Genomic DNA, 18,618 nt, shown 5'->3' with positions numbered 1-18,618 from the left:
GCCCGGAGGGGAACGATCGACGAAGCGACGGGAGTGGCCGAAAAGTCCCCGGTATACGACTGTGAAGTGCGGGCAACCGTAGCCGTGTGCCCGGCGCTGTTCAGCGCCAGAGCGGTGGCCGCGTGAGTCACCGCTGCGGCCTGCTCCTGACCGGAGTCCAGGGCCGGCGGGCGAGGTGTTTGCAGGGGAGAGGGATGGTCATGCTGCTTCCGGCCGAGAAGGAACTCCGTGCTGCGCTGGCCCGGTTCGCCCAGGCGCGAATCGAGCACGACCGGCGTCCCACGGGCGACACGAGCCGTGTGCTGGAGGACGCGACCTACACGCTGTGCGTGATGACCGGCGCGCGGACCGCCGACGACGCCCTGGCGGCGGCGGACGCTCTGCTCGACCGCTACCGCGCCGGCCGCCGGTGCTCCGTCACCCAGGAGGACGAGACGCTGGCGGCGTAGACGCGCACTGCGTACTGCGTACTGCGCACTGCGCACCGCGGCCCGGGGCCGCGCCGTGGGACCGATTCCCACGGCGCGGCCTTCGTGGTGGAGGGTTTCGTCACGCGGTCGCCTCGTGGGTCGTCCGTGCGATCCCCTGAGCCGTCACAGGCGCCATGCTCATGCCATGACTGACATTCCCCCCAGCAACTCCGCGGAACCGCAGCGCGACCTCCAGCCGTCGGACGTTCCCGCAGGCGCCACCCGCAGGTCCGTCATAGCCGCCTTGGGCGGCGCCACCCTCGGCGTGGCCGCGCTGGGTCTCGCCGCCACGCAGGCGACCGCCGACACGCAGACGACCGCCGACACCGAGCACCGGGCCGCGGCCCAGCAGGCAGCAGCCTGCGTCCTGACGCCCGAGCAGACCGAGGGGCCGTACTACCTGGACCTGGAGACGGTCCGCAAGGACATCACGGAGGGGAAGGCGGGTGCTCCGCTGACCCTCCGCGTGTCGGTGGTCGACGCGGCGACCTGCGCCCCGCTGCCCCGGACGGCGGTCGACATCTGGCACTGCGACGCCCTCGGGGTCTACTCCGGCTATGTCGCCGGCGGCTCCACCCCGGACACCACCTTCCTGCGCGGCGTGCAGCTCACCGACTCCGCCGGTGTCGCGGAGTTCACCACCGTCTACCCCGGCTGGTACGTCGGCCGGGCCCTCCACATCCACGTCAAGACACATGCGGGAGGCACCGTGTCCAACGGGACGTACCACGGTGGCCACGTGTCCCATACGGGCCAGCTCTACTTCCCGGAGGCCTACAACAGCAGGATCGCTGCCCTCTCCCCGTACCGGAACAACACGGCCACCCGCACGCTCAACGCGCGGGACGGCATCTACCGCAACGGCGGGTCCGCGACCCTGCTGACCCTGACCCAGGCAGGCAGTGACCTCGGCAAGGGCGTGACCGGAACCGTCGTGCTCGGCATCGACCCCGCCGCCACACCCTGACGTACTCGGACACCCGCAGTGGCCGGCCCCGCCACCGTGTCGGCCCTCGCACCCGCGACTCCGGCCGTACTGCTCCTCCCGGAGCCGACCGGCTCGGACTTGGCAGAGACACGGGGCTGAAGGCGATGGTTTCGTTCCGGGGCGGTGCGGCCAGGAGTCGGGCATGAGCCGGAGCCGGACGTGTGACATGTGCGGTGCGACGCTGACCGTGAGGCCGCACGGGGGCCGGCCGGCTCGATACTGCTCCGGCGCCTGCCGGCAGCGGGCGCTGCGGCGACGGGCGGCTTCGGGCGTCACGCCCGCAGTCGCGACGGCCGGTGGGAACGCCCTGCCGTCGGCGCTCGACTCCTTCGTCGGCAGGCAGAGCGAGCTGTCGGCCCTGCGTACCCTCTTTACGAGTTCGCGCCTCCTCACGCTGACCGGTGCGGGCGGTGTGGGCAAGACCCGGCTGGCGCTGGAGTTCGCCAAGGCATTACCGAGGCGCTTCGCACGGGTCGATCTCGTGGAACTCGCCTCCCTCCAGGACGGCGCGCCGGCGACGCAGTCCGTGGCCGCCGCGCTGGGGGTGGGCGAACGAGCGGGCCGGACCGGCGTCGACGTGCTGGTCCGAGCGATCGGTGACGCCTCCCGGGTGCTGATCCTGGACAACTGCGAGCATCTGGCCGAGCCGTGCGCCCGGCTGGCGGCGAGCCTGCTGGGCCGCTGCCCCCGACTGCGGATCCTGGCCACCAGCCGTGAGGCCCTGAGGGTGCCCGGAGAGACCGTGTTCCGGGTCGGCGAGCTGTCCCTGCCGCCGGCCCACGCCGGAGACGACGCGACGGCCCTCATGCAGTCCGATGCCGTACGGCTCTTCGTCGACCGGGCCGCGAGCAACTCCCCGGGGTTCGCGCTCCATCCCGGCAACGGCCATCTGGTCGCCGAGATCTGCCGGCGCCTGGACGGCCTGGCGCTCGCAGTCGAACTCGCGGCCCGTCACGTCCGTGCGCTCGCGCTGAGCGACATCCTGGCGGGGCTGGACGACCAGTTCTGCCAGTTGGACCTTCTGACCGGGGGAAGCAGAACCGGACCCGCACGCCACAGCGGGTTCGCCGCAGCCGTCGACTGGAGCCACCGACTGCTGGACCCGGCCGAGCAGGCGGTCTTCCGGCGCCTGTCGGTCCTGGTCGGCGGGTTCGACGCGACCGCCGCGCAAGCGGTCTGCTCCGGTGACGGCATCGGCCCGCGGCAGGTGTTCCGCATCCTGTGCGCCCTGGAAGCGAAGTCGCTCGTCGTACGTCTGCCGGGAGAGACGGCGCCCACACGCTTCAGACAGTTGAGTGCCATCCGAGCCTTCGCCCTCGACCGCCTGCGGGCATCCGGCGAGCTTCACGCCACCCTGAGCCGGGCGCTCGCATGGCTCACCGAGCTGGCCGAGGGAGGCCGCAGGGAGGTCTTCGCCGACCAGGCCGGCAGCCCGCTCGCGGCGGAACGGGACACTCTCGTGTCGGTACTGGCCCGCAGCGCCGGCCACGGCGATGCCGTACCGGCGCGGCTGACACTGGAGCTGGCCCGAGTGCACTACCAGCAGGAGCAGCCGTCGGCCGCCCGTGCGCTGCTCGGCGGACTGCTCGGGGGAGCCGCGGGCCGGGCACTGGGCGGACAGGTGCCGGCGCTCGCCGCCCGCGTGGCCTGCCAGCAGGCCGACCTGGACGAGGCGTTGCGCCTGGGGGAGCAGGCGGTGCGGAGCGAACGGATACGCGGTGACGCCGCCGGACTGGCCAACGCCCTGGACGCCCGGGCGGCGGCGCGCCTGTGCCGCGGTGAGTTCGCCGAGGCCGTCGCGGATCTGAGGGAGTGCCTGGAGGCCGTCGCCTCCTCCGGCAGCCCGCAGGACATCGCCTGGTGCACCCATCACCTGGCCTGGGCGCTGCTTCAGTCCGGCGGCGAGGTGGAGGCCGACGAACTGATGACGAGGTGTCTGCCCGTGCTGAGACAACAAGCGCCATGGCCGCGGCTCGCGGCCGCGCTGCACACCGCTGGAGCCATACGACTGGCCTTGGGGCGTCTGCACAGCGCGGAGACCTTGTTCTCCGAGGTGCTCCGGATCGCTCCCGGGGCCAGCTTCCACGCCCTGTACCCCGTGGAGGGCCTGGCCCTCGTGGCGGCGGAGAGCGGGGACATGCAGCGTGCGCTGAGGCTGTACGAGGCGAGCGTGCAGGCGCGGCGCCACCTGGACACCCAGCCCGAGGCTCCCTGGCGGCACAGGATGGAACAGGCGGCGGCCCGTGCCCGGACACGGCTGCCGGCCGCGGCGCGGGAGGCCGCCGTCGCCGGTGCCCGTGGGCTGCGCGGGGAGCGGCTGGTCGCGTACGCGCTCGGCGCCGGGAGCGACGAGGACCGGCCGAGGCGCGATGCCCACGCCACCGACGAGCGGCTCCGGCTCACCGCAAGGGAGTCCACGGTGGCCGGACTCGTCGCCGAAGGGCTGACCAACCGGCAGATCGCGGACAGGCTCGGCCTCTCGGTCCACACGGTCGCCACGCACCTGGACAGGATCCGCGACAAGCTGGGCCTGCGCTCCCGCACGCAGATCGCACTGTGGGCGGCAGCGGGGACCGGGGGCGGGTGCACGGCCCGGCGGTGAGCATCCGGAACACCGGGAAGAGCGTCCGAGTGGCTGCGTGCGAGTGAAGCGATGTTGCTCACAGTCTTCGAGTCCAGTGCGTGCCGACGGTAGAGTGAAGACCGCCCTTGACCTGCAGGAAGCAGGCAGGGAGCCGCAGTCTCCCGGAAGTTCAACATGCTGCGCACCGTGTTCAAGTCCAAGATCTAGCGTTTGGGTGTTCCCCCAGATCGAAATTGTGATCATCGGACTCGGGTCAGCAATGGGTCAGCATGGGGCCGCATGATTTCCGGTTTGCTGACTTGCACCAATGGCAGGGCCCGCGCCGCCCCGGCGTCCTGCTCGCTAGGCGTGGCACTCGGCTCGAGAGCTCGCCCGTGGAGGGGCGCCCCGCCGACGTCGAGGACCGTGCGGGCGGCGATCAGATGCGGTCGCTCAAGGGCGGGGGCTGTCTGCGGAACTGATCAGACTCATCAGGGTGCATGCTTCCCATACCCTTGCATATGAAGAGGGCATGGCGATTCGGACCTCGCTAGGGGGAACCGCATCAACGCCGGCATTCGCTGCAGCATTGATCGGTGGCTGGACACCGCGACGCGTCAGGTGGTCAGCCCTCCTGCTGCCAAACGGTCGTTCATGTCGCCCGCCAGCCCCTTACCCAGACCGTCAGCCATGGTGAGCAGTGTCTCGAATGCGCTGAGGCGGCGGAACGTCTCCGCATACGCCACCTGCTTTTCCAGGGAAAGCTGGAGCACCTGAAGACGCCGGATATCGACCCGGGACGAACTGGAGGCGTGGGTGCCTGCCTGACGCCCGTTGGCCGGCGCCCGCAGACAACCGGCGAGGAAGTGGGCGTCCAGCTTCTCGGAGTCCACCCGCAGGACGTAGAGCTGCGGACCGACGGCCATCGGCGGCCCTTGGTGGACCCAGGCTCGGAAGGCCCGGATCACTCCGGCGACCACGACGTCGCCCTCCTCGGCGATGGCGTGCGCCGAGTCGATCGACAGGACCTGGCCAGGCCTGCCGTCGTGCAGGAGGCCCGCAACGGTGAGAAGCGGCACCGTGGCCCCACGGGTCGGTGCCGCCGCTTCCGGGGGCTGCTGGCCGGCGCGCAGCGTCAGCGCGCCCGCCTTGACCAGATCTCCGAGGGTCGTCATGGCCGGCTGGGAGCCGGCCTCGATCTCGAGAACGGACAGCTGCCGTGCCTGATCGGCCAGATCGGTCAGCAGCGACCTGAACTCACCCCACCTCGCGGCGAGTTCCTTCGGGCTGGGCTCCGACATGGACGCGGTATAGCGCCCTGGGGTGACATCCACCTCGTCGTCCAGAAGGTCGAGCAGGGGAACACGAACGGCTCCCTCCGGTGGCTCCTTGTCGGGATGGTCGAGGGTCGCCAGCGCGCTGAGGACGAACGAACCCAGAGCATCCCAGTCCGGGCTCGGCTCGCGCGTTCCCGGTCGTGCGAAATGTGTGGCGTCCACCAGGAGGGCGTCCTGGCTCGGGGGAGCAGCCGTCGGGCTGTCCGCCGCCGCTCTGAGGATCCACAACTGCAGGGACACGCTGTGCGGCTGCGCGCTGCCTGGGGGCAGGGACACGACCGCCCGAAGCACCCCGGTACGCAGCAGGCTCCCACGGATGCGGCGGCCGGCCTTGCGCGACGCAACCGCCGGGGGCAGGACGACGACTGCGGCACCGCCGGGCTTGAGGTGGGCAAGGAGGTGCTGCACCCAGGCCAGCTCGGGCTCGGTCCGGGGCGGCAGTCCGTGGGTCCAGCGCTGGTCGGTGGCGAGCTCCTCGTATCCCCAGTCCCGTTCGTTGAAAGGGGGGTTGCACACCGCGATGTCCGCTTGAGTGCCCGCGAAGGGATCCTCCCGCAGCGCGTCGGTCACGGCAATCCGCGTACGGATGTCACGGTTCTCCGCGACGAAGCCCAGGCGGGCGGACGCCAGCGCGGCCAGCGCCTTGTCTCGCTCGCACGCAAGCAGTTCGAGCCCCGTACCGTCGAACTCCTGCACAGCCGCGGCGGCCAGGTGTCCCGTGCCGCAGGCCGGATCCAGGAATGTCAGTCCACCGTCCTTGGAACCGAGACGGACTGTGAGGGCGATACGGATCATCAGTGCGGCGAGTGGCGGTGGCGTGGTGCTGAGCTGCCGGACATGGGTTTCCAGCCACCGTTGCAGCAAGAACTCGAACGTCTCGCGCGGCCCCTCTTCCCGTCCCAGCCTCGCCGCCTGGGCCACCAGGTCCCGAGCCTGCGCGGACAGTTCCGGATCGGAGGTCCGAGCCCTGGGGGAACGCATCCGGCGGGCGGCCTCGGCCACGGCCAGACCTGACTCGTTCCGGCTGCCGAGTACCTCGAAACGTGGCCAGAGAAGCTCCTTGCGACCGACGTCCTTGAGCTTGCCGTTGTCTCGCAGCCACTGTTCGACCTCCGCGAGCGAGAACTGCGGGCTGACGTCGGTACCCCCGATCCGAGCGGGGAAGGAGTCGTGGCGGCGACGCCAGTTGCTCACCGCGGCTCGCCCGACGCCGGCGATCCGGGCGATTTCGGCCAGGCTGACGGGTACGACGTCCGGGCTACTCATCGATCAGTCTCCGAGGTACTTGGCGGCTGGGCTGGTCGGCGTCCCAGCTGCCGTAGTGCTGAGAGGCTACTACGCTTATTGACTTTGTTCACAGGGTCCTCGTTCCACCGTGATGTGCAGAGAATGTGGAGGTCAAGAAAAATGCCGAGCCCAGTGCCGGGGATGCTGCTCTGTGACCGTTATCGGCTGGAGTCGGTCCTGGGCCGAGGCGTGATGGGCCAGGTGTGGCGGGGGCTCGACCTGCCCCTCGACCGGCCCGTCGCGGTGAAGACCGTCGCCACCGAGCTGCTGGCCGTGGCCGGCGGCCGCGATGCGGCCCTGGCGCGGTTCTACCGTGAGACGAGGGCGGCCGCGCGCCTGAACCACGCGAACGTCGCCACCGTTTTCGACGCGTCACTCACGGACGACACCTATTGCCTGGTGATGGAACTGATCGAGGGCACCACCCTCGAGTACCTTTTCGACCAGCACGACAACGGGCGGTTCGACGTGCCTTCTGCGGCTGCTGTCGGCGCGCAGATCTGCGCGGGACTGTCCGCGGTCCATGCGGCCGGCCTCGTCCACCGTGACCTGAAGACGCAGAACATCATGATCCGGCGCGACGGGATCGTGAAGATCCTGGACTTCGGGCTGGTCAAGCTGCTCAGTGACACGGATCCGCGACTCACGACGACCGGCGAGGGTGTCGGCAACCTCTTCTGTGCCTCTCCCGAGCTCCTGGCCGGCTGCGACCGGCTCGACGGCCGTAGCGACCTGTACGCCGTGGGCTGCCTGCTGCACCACATGCTCACGGGTGCACCCCCCTTCCCGGCCCACCAGCCGGCGCTCCTCGCTTCACACCATCTCGCCACACCACCGCCCCTCGTCGCCGACGCGGGGGTGGACGTGCCCAGTGACCTCCAGGAGCTGATCACGGCCCTGCTCGCCAAGCGGCCGGAGGACCGTCCCTCCTCGGCGGCAGAGGTGTATGCGGCCCTCGCACCGCACCTGCCGGACCGGCGCCCTGAGCTGGCCGTCAGGCGTACCGTGCCCGAGGATCCCCGACGCCCCTTCCTCGTCCCGCAGGGCCCACTGCCCCTGTGACGCTCTCCCCGCGCGACCTGGGGGAGGCGGAGGTGGTTGCAACTCCCACCTTTTTGGTCACACACGGCGCAGGCGCGCCGTGACCGATGACAAAATGGTCCCGTCGGCTGGGTGGCGTGCGTTCCCGGCCGTCAGAAGGTGGCGGGCGCGGTAGGCGCCGGAACTGGGGACGGGGCGCGATGCGGCGAAGCCTTGGACGGTACGAGCTCACGCACGAACTGGGCCGGGGCGGCATGGGCGTCGTATGGGCGGCCCGCGACCGCGACCACCATCGAGACGTGGCCGTCAAGGTGCTCGCGCCTCGCGGCCGCGGGGCCGAACTCACCACACTGGAACGCCGTTTCCTGCGCGAGACCCGCCTGACCAGCCGCCTCCGCCACCCCGGTGTCCCCGCCGTCCACGACCACGGCAACCACGAGGGCGAGCTCTACCTGGTCATGGACCTCGTCCCGGGCCGCGCACTGGACGCCGTCCTCAAGAACGACGGCCCGCTCGCCATCGAGCAGGCTGCGGACGTCGCCCGCCGCACCGCCGAGGTGCTGTCCTACGCCCACGCTCAAGGCGTGGTGCACCGCGACCTCAAGCCGTCCAACTTGATGATCACTCCGGACGGTGAGATCAAGGTCCTCGACTTCGGAGTCGCCGCCGCGCTCGAGCCCCACCCTGGCGAGACCCGCTTCACCGCCTCCAACGCCACACCCGGCACCGTCGTCTATATGGCCCCCGAACAGGCCGTCGGCCAGACCGTGCCCGCGAGTGACCTCTACTCGCTGGGCTGCGTCCTGTACGAGCTGCTCACCGGAGCACCGCCCTTCACCGACGGCAGCCCCTTCATGCTGTACCACCGGCACGCCAACGAGCCCGTCCCACCGCTCGCCGACCGCCGTCCCGATGTACCGGACGGCTTGCGGACGCTGGTCGAGCGGCTGCTGGAGAAGAAGCCCGAGGACCGGCCCGCCTCCGCCGCGGAGGTGGCCGCGCTGCTCGCCGCGTGGGTACCCAGGCCGGCTCCCGTCACGGAGGAGATGCCCACTCATCCCCGCCTGGCCGAGATCGAGGCCCTGCGTCGAGCGGGCCGTCCAGCCCGCGCCCTGGAGGAGTACCACGAGCTGATGGCCGTCGGCGGCCTGGACCGCGCGAGCGCCCTCACCGCCAGGGCCGGAGCCGCCCTGTGCATCGGCGCGCTCGGGCGCACCCGTGAGGCCCTGGACGATCTCAAATCGGTCCTCGCAGAACAGCGCAGCCTGCTCGGGCCGGGGCACCCCGCCGTGCTGGAGACTCGCTATGAGATAGCCGTCCTCCTGGTCCGCACCGGCGAGCGACATGCTGCCGAGGAGCTGTTGCGTCGCCTGGCCGACGAAGAGGACCGCACCTCGCCCGTGAGGGACGCCGGGCTCGGGCGCAGCCGGGCACTGCTGGAGCGGCTGCGCCGGATGGGCTGAGTCGCACCTTCAGCGCATGGTTTTGTAATCTCTGTTCACAGGTAACGGGTCGTGTTAGCCTGCGGTCACGTCGTTTCGGAGGGGAGACAGGAAACTGTCTACGGACGGCGGCGGAGAACAGCGAGGGGAAGAGCACCTATGACGCCAGCAGCCCAGCGCGAGACCGAGCGGACCGGGGCGGAGGCGCTCCCCGAAGAGGGCAACCTGGTCGAGGTGCGCGGTCAGTCCTGGGTCGTTGCCCGCGTCGAGCCGTCCCCGCCGGCCCCGGACGGCCACGAGAACCGCCGTCCGGCCACCCTGGTCCACCTCCAGTCCGTGGCCGACGGCCGCTTCGGCGACACCCTCTCCGTGATCTGGGAGGTCGAGCCCGGCCGCCGTGTGCTGCCCGCCGGTTCCCTCCCCGACGCCTCCACCGGCGCCTACGACTCCCCGAACCGCCTCGCCGCGTTCCTCGACGCCGTGCGCTGGTCCGCCGTGGCCTCCGCCGACGCGAAGACACTCCAGGCCCCCTTCCGCTCCGGCGTCGCCGTCGAGCCGTACCAGCTGGAGCCGGTCTCCCGCGCCGTCGGCGCACCCCGCGTCAACCTGCTCCTCGCCGACGACGTCGGCCTCGGCAAGACCATCGAGGCCGGTCTCGTGGTGCAGGAGCTGCTGCTGCGCGGCCGGGCCCGCCGCACCATGGTGGTCTGCCCGGCCGGTCTCACCCTCAAGTGGCGTGACGAGATGGCCGAGAAGTTCGGCCTGGAGTTCACCATCGTCGACTCCGAGCACTGCGCCCGCCTGCGCCGCACCCACGGCACGGCGGCCAACCCCTTCCGCGTTCACCCGCTCACGATCGTCTCCCTGCCCTGGCTGCGCGGCCAGAAGGCCCAGCGCCTCCTCGACGAGGTCATCGGCGCCCCCGAGGAGAGCCCCGACGGCGAGCACAAGCGCTTCTTCGACCTGCTCGTCCTCGACGAGGCCCACCACGTGGCGCCGGCCGCACCCAAGCAGGTGTACGCCGTCGACTCCCAGCAGACCAAACTGATCCGGCGCCTCGTCCCGCACTTCGAGCACCGCCTCTTCCTTTCGGCCACTCCGCACAACGGCTACCCGGAGTCGTACACGGCGCTGCTCGAACTCCTCGACCCCCAGCGCTTCATCCGCGGGCCTCAGGGGCCGGACAAGGAAGCCCTGAAGGACGCCGTCGTACGACGCCTGAAGTCGACGGTGACCAACGCGGACGGCACGCCCCGCTTCCGTACCCGCAAAACCCTCGAACTCCCCGTTGAATACACCCCACAGGAGCGCGAGATCCACGGTCTGCTCGGTGAGTTCGCCGAGCTGCGACGCAAGAAGCTGACGCCGAAGGCCCGGGGCGGACGCCGCGCCGCCGACCTGGTGACCCTGCTGCTGAAGAAGCGCCTGTTCTCCTCCCCGGCGGCCTTCCTGCACACCGTCCAGGTCTACCTTTCTCATCTGGAGGACACAGGCCCCGCACGAGGTCGCTCGGCGGCCGCCGAAGTCCCCGAATGGCTGGAGGAGTTCGCCGACCTGGTCGCCGACCTCGACGACACCGGCCTGGTCGACGCCGAGGACGACGCGCTGACCCGCTCCACCTCGCTCACCCCGGCGGAGGACGGCCGGGAACTGGACCTGCTCCAGGAGATGGAGCGCTGGGCCCTCACGCACGAGGCGGCACCGGACTCCAAGGCGGAGGCGCTGATCCGCACTCTCAAAGCCATCTGCCGCCCGGACGGCAAGAAGTGGACCAACGAACGCGTCGTGGTCTTCACCGAGTACCGCGACACCCAGGAGTGGCTGTACGACCTCCTCCAGCAGGAGGAACTCACCGACGGGGGCCGCGTCGAGCGCCTGCACGGCGGCCTGTCGGCGGAGGAGCGCGAGCGCATCCGCCTCGGCTTCCAGACCGACCCGTCCCGCGAGGAGGGCAAGGTCCGCATCCTCCTCGCCACCGACGCCGCCGGCGAGGGCATCGACCTGCAGAACCACTGCCATCGCCTGATCAACTACGACATCCCCTTCAACCCCAACAAGCTCGAACAGCGCATCGGCCGCATCGACCGCTGGGGCCAGAAGCACGACCCCGAGATCACCCACTTCATCGGCTCCGGCTGGCAGCAGGCCCAGGCCGGCTCCTACGAGGCCGACCTGGAGTTCCTCTCCCGCGTGGCCAAGAAGGTCGCGCGCATGGAGCACGACCTCGGCTCCGTCAACGCCGTCCTCGCCGACGCCGTACAGCGCCGCATGACGGGCGACACTGCACCGGTCGACATCGAGAACGCCAAGCCCAAGCCGATCAAGGGCCGCCGCACCGGTGGCGAGGTGGCGCCGGAGCAGAACGTCACCGCGCAGACGAAGCGGCTCGCCGACCAGTACGACGAGACGGTGACCGCGCTGGGTCTGACGCCGGCGAACGTCAAGCGGGTCGTCGACACGGCCCTGGCACTGGACCACCAGCCACCGCTCCTGCCCTCCACCTTCCGGGCGGAGGACTTCGAACCGGGCGACCTGTACGAGGTCCAGCCCCTGTCGGGAAGCTGGGAGCGGGCGACCCGAGGCCTTGCGCACAAGCTCCGCGAGGGCGAGCAGCGTCCGCTTACGTTCTCCCCGCTGGTGGCCGCGCAGGCCAAGGACGACGTGGTCCTCGCCCACCTGAAGCATCCGCTGGTGGCGTTGTCGACGCGTCTGCTGACCGCGGCCGTCTGGAACGCGGACTCGATCGGCCTGAGCCGTGTCACGGCGGTCGTCTCTGACGACCCGGCGGTGACGACGACGCTGGTCTCCGCGTACGCCCGCTACGTCCTCGTCGGCACCGACGGCACGCGCCTGCACGAGGAAGTCCTATACGCGGGCGGCTGGTTCGGCGACACGGGCCGCTTCCGCCGCTGGGAGTCGGTGGGCGAGCAGGGCCGAGTCCTGTCCCAGGCGCTCACCGAGGGCATCGAGGCGGCCCCGCACCTCCGCAAGGAGCTGACAGAGGCCTGGCCGAGGCTCCGCGACCCCCTCTACCGCTCCCTGGAGGCCCGGGCCGGTGAACTCGGCCGCCAGCTGGAGAGCAGGCTCGCCGACCGCCGGGCGGAGGAGGAGCGCCGCATCACGGCCACCCTCGACCGCTTCGAGGCCACCCTGCGCGCCAAGCTCAAGGAAGAGGGAGAAGGAGAGGGCGAACAGCTTGCCCTGCTGTCGACCCACGAGCTGACCGGCCACGAGCGCCGCCAGTTCGAGGACGACCGCCGCCGCTGGCAGGAGCGCCTCGACGGCCTCCCCGCCGAACGCGAGCGCGAACTCGCCGCCATCGCCGCCCGCTACCGCGAGCCCCGCTCCCACCTCTTCCCCGCCGCCGTTGTCTTCGTGATCCCCGCAAAGGAAGCCCGCCGATGAGCCCCCGCCGCACCATGAGCCGTGGAGCAGCCGCCGCCAAGGCCCAGGCCACCGACGGCCGCCGGCAGCACCAGGAGTGGCTGGACCTGACCGAGGTCTCGGGGCCGTTCCTGACCATGCCGGTCCTGCTGCGCGCCTGGCCCCAGCTGGACGCCCTGGAGAAGGACGAGCGGGCCAGGCTCCGCGCCCGCCATGCTGACTGGCAGACGGACACGACGGCGGGCCGCGACGAGTGGGTGGCGTATGTGCTGGGCCGCCTGCTGGAGTGGGGCGACGCGCTGGCCTTCCGCCAGGGCGAGTCGGAGCACGACGGGCTGGACCGCCTGACCCTGCGGGTAGCGGAGCACAACACCGAGGTACGTCCCGACTTCGCGCTGGTCGAACCGGGCACCGAGCTGGCGGCCGAGCCGGACGTGGAGTCGGCGGCCAAGCGGGTACGGCTGCTGGGCATGACCGTCCCGGCGGGTACGGCGCCCACGGCCCGCGTCGGCGGTGGCGGCGACTGGTCCGCGGCCCCCGCCGACCGCCTTGCCCGCCTCCTGCGCCACCACGGCGTACCGCTCGGCCTGGTGACCGACGGCCGCTGGTGGTGCCTCGTCTGGGCGCCGCTCGGCGGCGTGACGACCACGGCCGTCTTCGACGCGATCGGCTGGAACGAGGCGGCCGAGCGGAACGTCGTGCGCGCGTTCGTGTCGCTGCTGCGCCGCCGCCGGTTCTTCGAGTACGACGACGCCGAGACGCTGGTGGGTCTGCTGAAGGCCAGCCTGGCGGCGGGCGAGGACGTCACCGAGGCGCTGGGCATCCAGGTCCGGCAGGCGGTCGAGTTGCTGGTGGACGCCATAGGGCGGGCGGACGTCCGGGCGGTCGAGCACGGCGCGCCGGGGCTGCACGCGTCGGGCGTGAGCGCGGGGGAGGTCTACCGGGGCGCGGTGGCGGTGATGATGCGCGTCGTCTTCCTGCTGTTCGCAGAGGAACGCGGCCTGCTGCCGGCGGACAACGAGGTCTACGCGCGCTCGTACTCGGCCCGCTTCCTCCGTGACGAGCTGAAGGCACGCGCGGACGAGGAGGGCGAGACGTCGCTGGAGCACACGACGTCGGCCTGGCACCGCCTGATCGCCCTCTTCCACGCGGTGCACGGGGGAGTGGACCACCCGGGTTCGGGATTCCACCTCCCGGCGTACGACGGTTCGATCTTCGACCCGGACAAGTACCCGTGGCTGGAGCGCACCACCCCGCTCCTCCCGATCGACGACCGCACGGTCCTGCACATGCTCCAGGCGGTGCAGGAGGTCCGGGTCGGCAAGGGCAAGGACCGAGAGGTTCGCACGCTCAGCTTCCGGGCGCTGGATGTTGAGCAGATCGGTTACGTGTACGAGGGCCTGCTGTCCTTTGACGGGCGTCGGGCAACTGAGCACATGGTGGGGTTGATTGGCCCCGAGGGCCTCGAACACGAGGTGTCTCTGCGCGAGTTGGAGTCGCTGGCGGCGAAGGCCGGTGCGTCGGTGAAGACGCTGGCGAAGTCGATCCACGACAAATGGAAGGACCCGAAGCCCCCGGCGACGGCGGGGCAGCTGGAGAAGAAGTTGGCTCCGCTGGGTGCGGAGGACGCGGCCGAGGCACGGCGTCGGCTGAACGCGGTGGCGAAGGACCCGGGGCTCACGGAGCGGCTGCTGCCGTTCGTCGGCATCCTGCGTGATGACTTGCGTGGCCTGCCGACGGTCATCCCGAACGGTGCGCTGTACGTGACCGAGTCGTCCCTGAGGAAGAACACGGGCACGCACTACACGCCCCGCTTCCTGGCGGAGGAGGTCGTGTTGCATGCGCTGGAGCCGCTGGTGTACGAGCCGGGCCCGTTGCAGACGGCGGACACGGGGGAGTGGCGGCTGAAGTCCTCCGAGCAGATCCTCGACCTGAAGGTCGCGGACATCGCCATGGGTTCGGCGGCGTTCCTGGTGGCGGCGTGCCGTTACTTGGCGGACCGCCTGATCGAGGCGTGGGAGTCCGAAGGTCGTGCGGACGCGATGACGTACCGCGCGGGGCGGGCCGTGGACGCGGTGACCGCGGCGGACGCGGAGCAGGACCCGGTGGTGGTCGAGGCGCGGCGCCAGGTGATTGAGCATTGTTTGTATGGGGTCGACATCAACCCCATGGCCGTGGAGATGGCCAAGCTGTCGCTGTGGCTGGTGTCGATGGACCCGGGTCGGCCCTTCACGTTCCTGGACGACCGGCTGGTGTGCGGGGACTCGCTGCTGGGTGTGCACAGCATGGAGCAGATCCAGTCCGTGCACATGAAGCCGGGGCAGCAGGCTGACATTCTGGCCGAGCAGGCGCGGGAGCTGGTGGACCAGCTGACGCAGGAGCGGCTGGCGATCACCGCGATCAAGGGCGTGGACCTGCCGGCACTGCAGAAGAAGCGGGAGCGGTTGGAGGCCGTCAACCGGCATTCGCGGCGGCTGCGGCTGGTAGGGGACCTGATCGCGGGGGCCGCGCTGGCCACTTGTGCTTCTGGGCGGGTGCCTTGGTACGAGGAGGAGGGCGGGGAGCGGGTTCGGGATCTGTTTCCTCGGGCTGCGTGGATCGTGCGGCAGATCGTGGAGGAGGGGGTTGGGGACGATTCCGAGGTAGTGCGGGAGGCTCGGGCTACGGCGGAGAAGTGGTTGGCGGCTGAGTTGCCGGAGGGGGCGTTGGAGCGGCGGCCGGTGCATTGGCCGTTGGTGTTTCCAGAGGTGTTCTCGCTGCGGGGTGGATTCGACGCGGTCGTCGGCAACCCGCCCTTTCTGGGAGGGAAGAAGCTCACAGCACCGTTCGGGCAAGCCTATCGTGAGTACCTCGTTGACTTCCTCGCTGGTGGGATGCGAGGCAATGCAGATCTCGTCGCCTACTTTGAACTTCGGGCGCATGAGCTACTGAACAGCTTTGGTCAGACCGGGCTCATTGCCACGAATACGTTGGCGCAGGGAGATTCGAGGGAAGTCGGGCTCGACCAGCTGGAGTCCCAAACGGTCACCGTTCGGCGTGCAATTAAGAGCGCGCCTTGGCCTTCGAGCTCGGCGGTGCTCGAATACTGCGCGGTGTGGACAAGTAGGGCCCGCGTGGCCGAAGCGGCTTCGTATGTTCTGAACGGGATGACGGTGCCGCATGGAATCACGACGTCACTGAACCCGAGGTCGCGCGAATCGTCATGGGTTGAGAAGCTCTCGATGAGCGCTGGAACGGCATTCATCGGGAACTTTGTGAACGGGATCGGGTTTGTAATGGATCCGGCCGATGCACACGATTTGATCGCGCAGGACCCGCTGTCGCGCGAGGTCTTGTTCGACTATCTCAACGGCCAGGACTTGAACAACAGTCCCACGTGTTCCGCAAGTCGAAAAATTATTGACTTCCGGGATTCAACGTTGGCGGATGCTGAGAAGTACGCGGCGGCGCTGGAGCGGGTGCGTCTCTTGGTTAAGCCTCAACGGGACCGGCTGGGTGATGACAAGAAGGCTGTTCGTGAAAAGTGGTGGCAGTACGAAAAGCTAGCCCCGGGCTTGCGTGCGGCCATCGCACCACTGAATCAGTGCATCGTGATCACACTTGTGAGCAAGGTTGTCATGCCGGTTATGGTGCCGACAGGCCGCGTGTTCTCGCACAAGCTTGGCATCTTTGCCTCCGACGACCCGGCTCTTCTGGGGTTGCTGAGCAGCGCACCACATTACTGGTGGGCCCTCGACCGCAGCTCGACCATGAAGGCAGACCTCAACTACAGCCCCTCCGATGTCTTTGAAACTCTGGTCCGCCCACGGCTCACCGACCGTCTTCGCGTTGCTGGAACCCGCCTGCACACCTTCCGGGGCGAGCTGATGCGGGCGCGGAACATGGGTCTCACAGCGACCTACAACCTGTTCCACGATGCTACCTGTCAAGACCCTGAGATCGTCGAGCTCCGATCCATTCACGAAGAGATCGACAAGGCGACCGTGGAGGCATATGGTTGGCATGATTTACTCGACGAGTCCGGGCAAACTCCGCCCACCGACCCGACTCATGAGACCTACGCCCTCGATCACGGTTTCCACGAGACCGACCAGGGCCCGCGCTACACCATCGGCCTCCTAGCCCGAACCGAGATCATCGACCGTCTCCGCCAGTTGAACCACCAGGCATACGCCGACGAGGTGCATCTCGGGCTGCACAAAGGCGTGACGGACAAGAAGGCGCGGGAGAAGCACCCCGACTTGCCGCCGCCGTTTCCCGAGGCCGTGCGGAAGCGCAAGGAGCAGCTTGCCGCGCCAGGTGGTTTGGATTTCGGTGAGGGCGCCGAGGGCGCACTGTTCTGAGCCGACGGCATGACAATGGGCTCGCGCATGTCTCCGCATGAGACATGCGCGAGCCCGTCGTTCCGCTCGGGGCTGTACCGGCCCTACTCCGCCGCAAGGGCCAAGAACGCCCCCCACTCGTCACGGCTGACCTGCAGCACAGGCCCGTTGCCGACCGCTTTTGAGTCCCGTACGTACACGACGTCGAGACCTGTGGCCACCTCCACGCAGTCGCCGCCGTCCGATCCGCTGTAGCTGCTCTTGAACCAGTGCAGCAGAAGCGGCTGACGACCTCGGCCTCGATGAGCGCGAAGTTGCGGAAGAACCGCGGCAGTTTCGCCCGATCCACCTCATCCTGGAGCACCTCCAGAACCCCACCCGCCCCCAGCACCCGATCCGCCGCCACCGTGAACGCCGCCTTCGCCGGCCGCCGTCCCTGCTCGACCGAGGCGACCTGCTCCAACGAGTAACCGATGGCGTCCCCGAGCTGCTGTTGGTTCAACCCGGCCCGCTTCCGCAGCTGCTGGAGCAGCACACCGTACGCCGACCACACGCCAGGCAGATCCGGCGCCTCCTCCTTGGCCTTCAGCGCCCGCCCGCTCCGCCCGTCCCGTACCGCCTTCACACGCCCACGCCCTTCCGTCCCGAAGCGCACCCCGCTGCACATCCACCCAATGGGCCATGTTCAACGCGGCCCGTCGCAAAGGGGACACGAGCAGAACCCGTACAACGCCCGTACAAGACCCGTACAACGGAGCCGACGGCCAGCCACCCACCCCGTACGACGACACCGACGTACGGCCCTCGTACCTGGTCAGCGGACCAGTCGCCGCCCCAGCCTGTCACCGTGACACAGCATCAGCTCACCGACGAGGCGCAGCCGCCCCACACTCCCACCCCCGACCCCACCCACCACCTGACCCTGCGCTTCAGCAGCACAAGACGCGGTGCCCGCCTGGCCCGCCAACTCGCCGTCCAGCAGTTCACCGAGTGACAGGCCTGCCCCACGACTCGGACCCCGCCCGGACCGTCGCCCTCGTCACCGCCGAACTCGCGGCCAACGCAGTCCGCCACGGTAGCCTCCCCGGCCGCGACTTCCGCCTCGCGCTGCTGATCCTCCTGCCGTACACGCTCCGTATCGAGGTGACCGACACCCGCCCCGAGCGCCTGCCATCGCGCACGACACCACAGCCCGCCGACGAGACGTCGGGCCGGGACTGCTTCTCGTCCAGGCCTGCGCCGACCGCTGGGGATGCACGGTCCGCGACGCGTTCACGAAGACCGTCTGGGCGGAGGTGCGGACCCGCCTCACGGGCTGAAGGAGACGGTCAACGAGTGGCGTAGTGCTCCGCCAGCTTCTCGATCTCCCGGGTCCACAGCAGTACGTCGTCGCCCGGCCGCTTGTACGGTGCGCGCCGGGCCAGCTTGAAGGAGCCGCCGGACGGCCAGCCGCTGTCCTTCAGCACCACGAGGGCCGACAGCAGGGGCAGCGATCCGTCTGGGCTTTCCCGAACCGAGGCGTCCTCCAGGAGGTAGCGCATGAGGCCCTCGTGGGCCGGGACGTGATGACCGCGGCGCGCGAGTTCGCTGCTGAGGTCGCCGTACGAAATTGGCGCCGCGCCTTTGCGCGCTCGTGAACGCAGGATCTCGATCACGGCCTCCAGAGCCTCTTCGTACTCCAGCGAGCCCCTCTGCATGTGACCTCCCGTTCCCGGACACCGACGACCGCTGAACCTATGCCACCGGCGGCGCGGCTGTGGCCGAAATCCCGGAGATGACCTCAA

11 protein-coding genes and 1 pseudogene are annotated in these 18,618 nt (G+C 69.8%); 8 read left to right on the top strand and 4 right to left on the bottom strand.

The features are described 5' to 3' along the window. Positions 1-200 precede the first annotated feature (200 nt). From IE308_RS04255 to IE308_RS04245, 3 genes are all read left to right on the top strand, one after another. Positions 201-449 (top strand): DUF5133 domain-containing protein, encoded by a 249-nt coding sequence (locus IE308_RS04255; RefSeq protein WP_110637318.1) that lies wholly within the window; start codon positions 201-203, stop codon positions 447-449. Positions 450-615: 166 nt separating this feature from the next. Continuing rightward, positions 616-1,437 carry an intradiol ring-cleavage dioxygenase gene (locus tag IE308_RS04250; RefSeq protein WP_190216629.1) on the top strand — a complete coding sequence of 274 codons (822 nt, stop codon included), beginning with the start codon at positions 616-618 and terminating at the stop codon, positions 1,435-1,437. A gap of 163 nt (positions 1,438-1,600) precedes the next feature. Further along, the gene (locus IE308_RS04245; RefSeq protein WP_190216628.1) at positions 1,601-4,060 is read left to right on the top strand and encodes an ATP-binding protein; all 2,460 of its coding nucleotides are present in this window, start codon (positions 1,601-1,603) and stop codon (positions 4,058-4,060) included. A gap of 578 nt (positions 4,061-4,638) precedes the next feature. Here the strand turns inward: IE308_RS04245 and IE308_RS04240 are convergent. Next, positions 4,639-6,624 carry an N-6 DNA methylase gene (locus tag IE308_RS04240; RefSeq protein WP_190216627.1) on the bottom strand — a complete coding sequence of 662 codons (1,986 nt, stop codon included), beginning with the start codon at positions 6,622-6,624 and terminating at the stop codon, positions 4,639-4,641. Positions 6,625-6,765: 141 nt separating this feature from the next. Between IE308_RS04240 and IE308_RS04235 the strand changes: the two genes are divergently transcribed. The 4 genes from IE308_RS04235 (at position 6,766) to IE308_RS04220 (ending at position 16,855) form a co-directional block, all read left to right on the top strand. Continuing rightward, a complete protein-coding gene (locus IE308_RS04235) occupies positions 6,766-7,707 on the top strand; it encodes a serine/threonine-protein kinase (RefSeq protein WP_190216626.1) in 942 nt (313 codons plus the stop codon). A gap of 179 nt (positions 7,708-7,886) precedes the next feature. After that, a complete protein-coding gene (locus IE308_RS04230) occupies positions 7,887-9,149 on the top strand; it encodes a serine/threonine-protein kinase (RefSeq protein WP_190216625.1) in 1,263 nt (420 codons plus the stop codon). Between the two features lie 138 nt (positions 9,150-9,287). Then, entirely contained in the window at positions 9,288-12,533 is a 3,246-nt protein-coding gene (gene drmD, locus IE308_RS04225) for a DISARM system SNF2-like helicase DrmD (RefSeq protein WP_190216624.1), read from the top strand. Beyond that, positions 12,530-16,855: an Eco57I restriction-modification methylase domain-containing protein gene (locus IE308_RS04220; RefSeq protein WP_190216623.1), complete on the top strand. Its 4,326-nt coding sequence runs from the start codon at positions 12,530-12,532 to the stop codon at positions 16,853-16,855. Before drmD ends, IE308_RS04220 begins: the two co-directional genes overlap by 4 nt. An 83-nt stretch (positions 16,856-16,938) precedes the next feature. Here the strand turns inward: IE308_RS04220 and IE308_RS04215 are convergent, their stop codons facing one another. Then, positions 16,939-17,112: a DUF397 domain-containing protein gene (locus IE308_RS04215; RefSeq protein WP_190217361.1), complete on the bottom strand. Its 174-nt coding sequence runs from the start codon at positions 17,110-17,112 to the stop codon at positions 16,939-16,941. Beyond that, a pseudogene (locus tag IE308_RS04210) lies at positions 17,112-17,423 on the bottom strand (helix-turn-helix domain-containing protein); the annotation flags it as partial. The pseudogene IE308_RS04210 and the gene IE308_RS04215, both read right to left, overlap by 1 nt. A 258-nt stretch (positions 17,424-17,681) precedes the next feature. Here IE308_RS04210 and IE308_RS37310 point away from each other — a divergent pair. Then, a complete protein-coding gene (locus IE308_RS37310; protein WP_308440071.1) occupies positions 17,682-17,828 on the top strand; it encodes a hypothetical protein in 147 nt (48 codons plus the stop codon). Between the two features lie 334 nt (positions 17,829-18,162). Here IE308_RS37310 and IE308_RS04200 read toward each other — a convergent pair whose 3' ends face one another. Next, entirely contained in the window at positions 18,163-18,531 is a 369-nt protein-coding gene (locus IE308_RS04200; RefSeq protein WP_190216622.1) for a hypothetical protein, read from the bottom strand. Between the last annotated feature and the right edge of the window lie 87 nt (positions 18,532-18,618).

This window comes from Streptomyces griseosporeus, assembly GCF_014656055.1.
GTDB lineage: Bacteria > Actinomycetota > Actinomycetes > Streptomycetales > Streptomycetaceae > Streptomyces > Streptomyces griseosporeus.
The sequence above is the reverse complement of the archived record's forward strand: the minus strand, read 5'-3'. Positions and strand labels throughout refer to the sequence as shown.